General features: G+C 37.8%; 1 protein-coding gene. It reads right to left on the bottom strand.

The window, feature by feature from the left end; translation table 11 throughout:
* The coding region (locus AB2B50_RS09580; RefSeq protein ID WP_320693323.1) for a hypothetical protein at nt 1–437 on the bottom strand (437 nt) is incomplete at both ends.

Raw genomic sequence — 437 nt, 5'->3', positions numbered from 1 at the left:
GAATCAGTAAGTGAATCAATTTCTGAGTCAGTATCAGAATCAGTAAGCGAATCAATTTCTGAATCTGTATCAGAATCAGTAAGCGAGTCAATTTCAGAGTCCGTATCAGAATCTGTATCTGAGTCAGTAAGTGAATCCGTTTCTGAGTCAGTGTCAGAATCAGTAAGCGAGTCAATTTCAGAGTCCGTATCAGAATCAGTAAGTGAATCTGTATCTGAGTCAGTGTCAGAATCAGTAAGCGAATCAATTTCTGAATCCGTATCTGAATCAGTAAGCGAATCGGTATCTGAATCAGTAAGTGAATCAATTTCAGAGTCAGTATCTGAATCAGTAAGCGAATCCGTATCTGAATCAATCTCAGAATCAGTAAGTGAATCAATTTCAGAGTCAGTATCAGAATCAGTAAGCGAGTCAATTTCTGAGTCAGTATCAGAATC

Origin of the sequence: Streptococcus fermentans (genome assembly GCF_040888305.1) — a bacterium.
Classification (GTDB): Bacteria; Bacillota; Bacilli; order Lactobacillales; family Streptococcaceae; genus Streptococcus; species Streptococcus fermentans.
This window is presented reverse-complemented; position numbering and strand designations above follow the sequence as displayed.